The organism is Noviherbaspirillum sp., from assembly GCF_035944575.1.
Classification (GTDB): domain Bacteria; phylum Pseudomonadota; class Gammaproteobacteria; order Burkholderiales; family Burkholderiaceae_D; genus Noviherbaspirillum.
Genome location: NZ_DASZBA010000059.1, coordinates 20,518 through 28,816 on the forward strand (window position 1 = coordinate 20,518; position 8,299 = coordinate 28,816).

At 61.4% G+C, this 8,299-nt stretch carries 6 protein-coding genes; 2 read left to right on the forward strand and 4 right to left on the reverse strand.

The window, feature by feature from the left end:
- Positions 1–143: 143 nt before the first annotated feature.
- The 3 genes from VGU61_RS03350 to VGU61_RS03360 all read right to left on the reverse strand — a co-directional run bounded on the left by VGU61_RS03350 (position 144) and on the right by VGU61_RS03360 (position 5,585).
- On the reverse strand, positions 144–470 hold the full coding sequence (locus tag VGU61_RS03350; protein ID WP_326857681.1) for a hypothetical protein: 327 nt from the start codon (positions 468–470) through the stop codon (positions 144–146).
- Positions 471–603: 133 nt separating this feature from the next.
- Positions 604–4,347, reverse strand: a complete 3,744-nt coding sequence (locus VGU61_RS03355; protein ID WP_326857682.1) for an AAA family ATPase — start codon at positions 4,345–4,347, stop codon at positions 604–606.
- Positions 4,347–5,585 (reverse strand): exonuclease SbcCD subunit D C-terminal domain-containing protein, encoded by a 1,239-nt coding sequence (locus VGU61_RS03360; protein WP_326857683.1) that lies wholly within the window; start codon positions 5,583–5,585, stop codon positions 4,347–4,349. The genes VGU61_RS03355 and VGU61_RS03360 overlap by 1 nt, the downstream gene beginning before the upstream one ends.
- 170 nt (positions 5,586–5,755) lie before the next feature.
- Between VGU61_RS03360 and VGU61_RS03365 the strand changes: the two genes are divergently transcribed.
- Together VGU61_RS03365 and VGU61_RS03370 are read left to right on the forward strand one after the other, a co-directional pair.
- The gene (locus tag VGU61_RS03365; protein WP_326857684.1) at positions 5,756–6,244 is read left to right on the forward strand and encodes a DUF1499 domain-containing protein; all 489 of its coding nucleotides are present in this window, start codon (positions 5,756–5,758) and stop codon (positions 6,242–6,244) included.
- Between the two features lie 64 nt (positions 6,245–6,308).
- Positions 6,309–7,241: a DUF2272 domain-containing protein gene (locus tag VGU61_RS03370; RefSeq protein ID WP_326857685.1), complete on the forward strand. Its 933-nt coding sequence runs from the start codon at positions 6,309–6,311 to the stop codon at positions 7,239–7,241.
- Here the strand turns inward: VGU61_RS03370 and VGU61_RS03375 are convergent.
- Positions 7,201–8,163: a hypothetical protein gene (locus VGU61_RS03375; RefSeq protein WP_326857686.1), complete on the reverse strand. Its 963-nt coding sequence runs from the start codon at positions 8,161–8,163 to the stop codon at positions 7,201–7,203. The two genes, VGU61_RS03370 and VGU61_RS03375, sit on opposite strands and share 41 nt — an antisense overlap.
- Positions 8,164–8,299 lie beyond the last annotated feature (136 nt).

An 8,299-nucleotide genomic window follows, 5' to 3' on the forward strand; every position in this document is an offset into this window, starting at 1 on the left:
GCGCTTAATGGACCGAGTTTGATCAGAAAAATTATACGGTTGGATACCGGGGCGACATTTGCGCGATGCCATGCCGGAGCTTGATTGGCGTCCGGAAATAAAAAAGGCAGGAAACCCTGCCTTTTTTATTGCACGAGTGCGGATTACTTGACTGCGTCCGCTTTGTCTTCCGCAGCTTCGGCACGTGCCTTGGCCTTGGTCTTGTCGGCTTTCGCATCGGCCTTGGCGATTTTCTTCTGCGCCTTGGCATCCGCTTTTACCGCCTTCTCCTCAGCTTGCGCCGTTTTCTTATCGGCTTTCGCTTCGGCTTTTGTATCTGCATTGACGTTCGCGCCTGCCGCAGGTGCCGTCGCGGTCGTCGATGCGCCCGATGTGGCGCCGGTCGATGGAGACGTGGTGGCTGTGCCCGATTGTGCGTACACGGAAGTTGCAAAGAGGCCGGTCAGGAGAGTAGCGAGTAATTTATTCATGCGTACCTTTCGTAGTTGAAAAAAGCGACAGCGATGTGTCATTGTTTCAGACCACGGGACGGCAAAAGATTCATTGCCGTCTTGTTAAGAAATGTAAATTTGGTAACCGTGCAGGGGACGGGTGCCTGCTGCTTCAGACCTGCTCGACCACGATCCGGCTTTTCCCGCCGGTGGTTTTCTGAACAAGAATTCTGGTCGAGATGCGCTCGGTCATTTCCTGCACGTGGGATATCACGCCGACCTTGCGGCCCATCGCTTGCAGGTTGTCGAGCGCATTCATCGCAACCGACAGCGTGTCCGCGTCAAGACTGCCGAAGCCTTCATCGATAAAGAGCGACTCCACCCGGACCCGGTTCGAGGACAGCGAAGCAAGGCCCAGGGCAAGTGCGAGCGAGACGAGGAACGATTCGCCGCCGGACAGCGAATGTACCGAGCGCATCTCGTCACCCATGTCCTGGTCGACCACCATCAGCGCCAGCGAATCGCGAATACGCTCCAGACGGTAGCGGCGGGCTAGGTCGGCCAGATGCCGATTAGCATAACCGAGCAACAGATCGAGCGTGTACTGCTGCGCATAGTTGCGGAATTTCTTGCCATCGTGCGAACCGATCAGTTCGCTCAGGCGTCCCCATCGTTGCACGGCCGCCTCCTGCAGCGCGATCTCGGACGCCATTGATTGCAACTGCTGGCGTCGGACGTCGTCCTGCGCCAGCCCCAGCTTGAATGCGGTGGCATGGGTATGCTCTAGCTGCCGTTCCTCATTGACGGCGCCGAGGGCGGTCGTGACGGCGTCAATGTCGTCGTCACCTTCACGGAGCGCTTCATGCCGCTGGCGACGCGTGGCGCGTTCCTGCAGTACCGCGAGCGCAGAATCCAGGCTGCCTGCGATCGACTGCAACTGCGCCCGTTCATCGGCGATCCATTCCGGCGAGTGGGACAGCAGCGCAATCAACTGTTGGCCGTCTACCGGCTCCGGTCGATCCGCATGGCGCGCGTTGTACCGCGACAGCCATTCCGAGAGAACAGCGGCGGCCGTGTCGGCGGCGGAACGGGTGGCGGCGAGTCGATGCCTTGCCTGCTCCAGTGCTTCGATGCAGCGGGTGCGTGCCGTGCTTTTTTCCTGCAACGCATGACTGGCATACGTATGCCGCGTTCTTGCGTCATCGAACGCCGCCCGGAGTTCTTCCTGCACCGCCGCGACGGTTCTGCCGCCGAAAAGACCTTTGCGGGTCGCCTGCTTTTCATCGAGTCTCCCGGCACTCGCCGCGAGCGTCTCGCCGGACCGAAGCAATTCATGTTCTGTATTGGCTAGTGTTTGCGCGAGTGCCGCATGTTCGGCGTCGAGGATGCGGAGCTTGGCGTCGCACTCCACTTCATCGTCATGATGCGAATGCCAGCTGGCGACACGCGCTTTGCACGTCGCATGAAAATCGCCGGGCGACGTCTGCCACGCACGCTTCCATGCCGGATCGGAGAACGCAGGCTCGAGTTCGGCAAGGACAGTGCGAAGCCGCTCCCTGGTCTCCACGTGCTTGCCGACAGCGACCGCATGCTCGGCCTCCGATCGCTCGGATGCCGTCCTGGCGGATATGGCCGCATCCTTCGATAGGGCGTGTTGTTTCGATGCATCGTCCACCTCCCGGCGGGCGAGATCGCAGGCTGAGGTGGCGGCACGCACCGCCTGTTCATCTGCGGCGATGGCCTCGATTTCTTCACGCAGGCGGCGCTGCTGTTCCTCGAACCAGGCTGCACGCGCATCGTGGGCAACACTACTCAATTCAGCGGCAACCGGATGGGCTTCGTAACTTTGTGCCCCGGTCCGGATCGCATCCTCGGATGCTTGCAGCTTAGCGCCGAGTTCACTCAATTGCCTGCGGGCTTCCTCCGCAAGCGCGGACTGTGCCGCGCGCTGCTGCAGAAGTTGATGCACCTGGCCGCGGCAGCGATCCACCTCCGCTTGCAGTCTGTCCAGCATCGAATGCAGGCGGGGGTTCTCGGTTGCGTAAGGATGCTCATGGCCGCCGCACACCGGGCAAGGCGTGCCGGGCGACAGGCCGGCGCGCAACTCTTCCACGCTGTCGGCGCACGCTGTTACGGCGATCTTCAGCGACTTCTCAGCCTGCGCCAGCGCCGACTCGGCTTGTGGCAGGCGCATGTCGATGTCCGCCAGCAGAGATGCCGAGCGGTCAGCTGCCGAACGGGCATGAAGGAGAGAGGCTTGCAGTTCGCTCTGCAGGGCGAGGTCGCCGGCAAGGGTGCGCCAGAGTCTTTCCGCGACATCCAGCAATTCCCGTCGCGCCTCGGCGGACTGCCTGCGCGCGGCGATCGTCGCTGAACTCAGGGCCGATAGCGAGGCAACGGCGGATTCGAGGCGCCCGGTGGCATCCGACAGGGCTTTTTCTGCCGCTTCGCTGCGGGTCAGGGCCTCGGCTGCCTGAGCCTTCGTTGCCGTTGCCGTCGTTTCCGTCAACAGCACCGCCCGTGCGGATCGATCCTGTTCGAGGGCAATCCGTGCCGCCTGCTCCAGCAAGGTATCCCAGCGCGGCCAGCCTTCGGCAAGCGGTCGGATTGATGCATGTTGTTGCAGCCAGTCCATGGCCGTCCGTTTGCGGTCATGCAAAACGGCCCGTTGCTGCTCGTTCGACTGAAGCGATGCGCGTGCACGTTGTTCCGCGTCCTTCAACTCGGCGTGCTGCTGCGCGATGTCCGCATGCGCCGGCAGCAATGCGTCGATCTGCGCGTCGAGCAGCCTTGCGTGTTCGAGGTCCGAGGCCGCGGCGGATTGCGCCAGCTCGGCTTCCTTCACTGCGGTCGATGCGGCCTCCATTGCCGCTTGCGCCTCCTGCCACGCCGATTCCGCCTGTGCGGCGGAAAGCTCCGCGTTGGCGACCGCGTGGCGGCATTGCTCGTTCTCTCCGTTGATCCGGTCGCGATCGGCGAGTATTGGTCGCGCCGGCTGTACCGACTCAACCAGGGAAAGATATGCCCGGCGAGGCTCGGCAGCGGCGTGATCGTCGCGGCGGCGTGCGCAATCCTGCTCCGCCTGACGTTCGCCTTCCGCCAGCTGCTTCCATTCATGATGCCAGCGCAGCTTTTCCTCGAGGCCTGCCTTGCGCTTGTCGATTTCCGCCAGTGCGGCGTCGGCGCGAAGGCTGTCGCCTTCGAGCTGTGCGCGTTCGTCCTGAGGGAGCGGCTTGTGGTCGGCGAGGCGCGCGGCGAGTTTTTCCAGCGCCGCCTGCTCCAGCTTGGCGCGCTCGTACGCTCGCTTCGATACCTCGGTGTAGATCGCCGTGCCTGTCAGGGTCTGCAGCAGCTCGCCCCGTTCGCCGTCGTCTGCCTTCAGGAAGGCGGAAAACTCATTCTGCGCGAGCAGCACCGCGCGGATGAACTGGTCGAAGTTCAGCCCGATCCGCTTTTCGATTTCCGCCTTGACCTCTCGATTGGTATTGCCGATCGGGTGCAATTCATTCAAGGTCTTGAGGCTCATTGCAACCTGTTGCAGTGCGCCGTCCGTCTTGTTGCGGGAGCGTCGCACGCTCCAGCGGGCGCGGTAGCCGATGCCGTCCGCGCCGACGAAATCGACTTCGGCATAACCGTCCGACGCACCGCGCCGCAACAGCGTGCGCGTGTCCTGCGGCGTGACGGTCTCGTCGCGCACGTCCGGCAATCCTATTCCTTTGCTGCCGGCACGCAGCAGCCGCGGCGTGGCGTCATAGAGTGCAAGGCAGAGTGCATCGAGCAGGGTGCTTTTGCCGGCGCCGGTCGGCCCGCTGATCGCGAACAGCCCGGCGGAAGCCAATGGCTCCTGCAGAAAATCGATGTCGAATTCACCCGCTAGGGAGGCCAGGTTCCGGCCACGTATGGCGAGAATCCTCATCAGGCCGCTTTCTCGGCCGGCCCGAACAACAGCTCGGCAAAGGCGGAGAGCTGTTCCTGCGGCGCTTCCTCACCGAACCTGTCGCGGTACAGCCGCCTGAAAATCTCGTCCGGCTGTAGGCGATCGAGTTCATCAAGGGACGCCGGCAGGTCCCCGTCGCCGCTTTTGCGGGCGGAAGTCGTTTCTATCTTCGCCAGCCGAACCGGCTTGCCTTCCAGCGCCGCTTCGATGCGGCTGCGCAGGCCCGGCTCCGGGCTGTCGAGACGGACCCGCACTTCAAGGTAGGGCAGGGTCTGCGGGTCGTGCGCCGGGGGCAATTCAAGCGCGGCAAGGGCCCTCAACACTTCCTCGAGAGGTGCGGGCCTGGGCGGAACGCGCAGCAAACCCACCGCACGCGGTACTTTGATTTCGGTGATGTCGCGCGCCGCTTCGCCATCGAGTTCGACACGCAATACCTGGTGACTGTAATCGACTTCGGCGAAGGACATCGGCAACGGGCTGCCGCTGTAGCGCAAATGAGGCTGGCGGCCGACACGCTGTGCGAGATGCAGGTGACCAAGTCCGGCATAGGCGATTGCCGCGTCGAATATGCGGGAGGACAGCGCCTCGGCGCCGCCGATGAAGATCCGGCGCTCGGATTCGTCGGAGGTCTCGCCGCCGGCCATGTGACAGTGCCCGAGCGCCACGATCGCCTGGCCGGGCACCCGCCGCTGCAACGCATGCCGCAGCGCTTCCCGGTACACCAGGGCGATGCCTTCCATGTACGGATCGCCGTCGGTGTCGATGCGCGGTACATCGCCCGGCCTCAGGAAAGGAATTGCCAGGCACCACGCGGCAACCGCACCGGACCGGTTCTTCAATGGCACGATGAGCTGGTCGAAATCCAGGTTCCCGCATGCGAGGCGGCGAACCTGGCCGATCACCGTGATTTCCATGCCTTCCAGCAGCGGCGCCGGCGCTTCGAGTCGCCCGGGCGAATCGTGATTGCCGGCGGTGATGATGATGTTCAGATGCGGCGCTGCCGCCTTGGCCTGCTGAAGAAAACGATAGAACTGCTTCTGCGCGGATGCAGACGGGTTGGTATTGTCGAATACATCACCCGCGATCAGGAGTCCGTCCACCTGTTCGGCAACGATGGTGTCGAGCAGCCAGTTCAGGAAACACTGATGCTCGTAGGTGCGCTCGAAATTGTGCAGGGTCTGGCCAAGATGCCAGTCGGAGGTATGCAGGAAGCGCATTGTCATGACTTTCAGTTGCCAACGGGATTGGTGCCGGCGCGATGCGCGGATTTTACCAAGAGGCAGGATCATCCGGCCGGGCATTATGCAGCCCGGTATGCAATTCCGCTCTGCTATGATCGCCTGGCCGTGGCCGGTAAGGTGGCGGGAACATGATGTCAGGGCGACAAATGCGAAAAAAAGTAGTGATTATGGTAGCGGCAGTCGTGGTGGGGCTCCCGCTCGCCGGTGTGCTGGCCGGACAAATGAATTTGCTTGCCGGCAAGCCGCCGGCAGACCTTGGCGTACGTAATGGAATGCTCAAGCCGCCCGGGGCGGACGCGCAAAACGTCGTTTCCAGTCAGGCCGCGATGCATCCTCATCGCCCCGATCATGTCATTGCGCCCTTGCGGATCTCGAGCGATGCGGCAACCGCCTTTGCGAAACTCGAACGTATCGTTCGAGGCATGGAAGGTGCATCTGTCGTGGTATCGGAACCACACTATCTGCGTGCGGCATTCCGGTCGAAGTGGCTTCGCTTTGTCGACGATGTGGAATTTTTCTTGGACCCCCATGAAGGCGTCATCCACATGCGGTCGGCATCGCGGCTAGGCCGGCGGGACTTCGGCGTGAACCGTGCGCGGCTTGAAGCGGTCAGGACGGCGTTCGATGCGACATAGTTTCGAAAGGATAAGGCGACTCTTTCTCGCCGGTGCATGTCTGTGGAGTCTGTCCGCATCCGCGATGGATGCGGCATGCCGGGAAGCCGCCTCCAATCCGCTCGCCGCCCGTATCGCCGAACTTGCACTTCGCGAACATCGCGAGTTCGGTGGCCACCGCATCGATGCGAACGGATACCTGGTTCGCTTCGGTGCGGTCGAATCGGAAACCGAATTGTTGCAGGACGCTGAGTCCGGACGCCGTTCCGCGGCGACTGAAGGCCGTTTCGCCTGGCGGCGGGTGTGGGAGTACTGGGTGGTCCTGAACAGAAATGCTCCCGGCGAGACAGCTGACCGCAAGATCGTCTACGTACCGGGCCTGCTGGACAATCCTTCGGCGCAGGCTGCTCCGAAAGAAATGTCTCTCGGCACATTGCTGCCGGAACTGGAAAAACAGCAAGGTAGCGCCGCATACGCGTTGCGCGAGGCCGCCGTGCGCGCAGCCCTGAACGATTCCCCCTGGTCGGCGGCCTTCATTTCCTATCTGATGCACCACGCAGGTCTGACGGAGCGGCAATTCCGGTATTCGTCGACCCATTCCGATTACATCAAGGCTGCCTTCGACGCGAACCAGGGCTATGCCTATGTCCCTTGCGATCCGCAACTTGTCAGTCCCCGCGTCGGTGACCTGTTGTGTTATTCGCGGAGCAATCCGCCCCTGAAAAATTATTCGGAATGGCGAACGGCGGCACTGGCGTCGGGATTCGTTACCGCATCCCATTGCGATGTGGTGGTCGACGTCGACATCCCGGCAAGCAAGTTCGACACGATCGGCGGCAACGTGATGCAATCCGTGACGCGTCGCACATTAAAACTGAATGAAGCCAGGGTGCTGTCGCGCAGTCATCGTGCCGTACAAGGCAATGCATCCCGACACGCCGATTGCTCCGTGCGCAAAAAATGCCGGCGGCAGGACTTCAACCGGCAGCATTGGGGCGTGCTGCTGCGATTGAAGTGATCACGCGGCGTGGCCATTGCGGGGGCCCTATCCACTGCATCTCCACTGGGAACCCAAGTGCGCGGAAACGGTCGGCGACACGTTTAAGCTGACTCTCGCGGCGGTCCAGGTCTGCGCTGTATCGGCCAGATTTGCTGTTGATGAAAAAGAGGGGCTGTCCGTCCTTGATGCCGGCATAGCGGAGTTCCCCTCCGATACGCCCCATCGGAGCGGCGAACCCGCCAATCAATGGCGGATGGCCCAGTTGCAAAAGAATATTCGTATGTTGGTATCTGATGTGAGAGGGCGCAACGGCGACTTGCCCACTACGTGTAACGATCCAGTTATAGCAAAAGTGGCGGTTCCTGCCATTTCTGTATAACTCAACTCTCATCTTGGAAAAAAACGGCCCCAGTTCCTTTCTGAGTTTAGAAGCTCGTCCAGGATGGATATCGTAGGCAGGGAACAATAGCCGGTTCGGATGTACACGCACCGTACGGCCGCCCCCGGGCTCGAGTTCGCTGTGATGGATATGAGGCATGCTGTTGTTCTGCTGCCCTCCTGGTTTATGCAATCTGCCGAACATTCCGTCGAGATCGGGCGCCGGCCGCATCCTTTCAGGCCTCCATGCGGGAAATCCTGTAGTTGTCGGATGGTTGGCATTCGCTTTGATTGTCTCGCCCTCATGATTCACTAAGGGCTGCGAATTACTTCTTCTCAGCCGCCCGAATAAATCCATGCTTCTGTCGCACGGCATTGACGCGCTCCTTTTCATCCGTTCAAGGAATTCAGCGCTCCCCTTGCGGCCTGCCGGCGTGGTAGAGCCAATTCGATGTTCTTTTTCAGCTTTTTCATCCTTTCTTTGCTTTGAGGATGGCGTGGAGGGCGGTGAGCCCGCTTGGATGGACACAGCCTGAATACCTGAAACCAGGGGTGTAAGCATGATTGATTACCGGAAGAGGATCGATTTACGGGATCACGCGTGAACGATGAGCGATGAATGCCTTTCGGCGGACGGAAGTTCCGAGTCCGTGGATTCAGAATGGAGAAGTCCTGAAATTTGGGAAGACGCGTTGTCG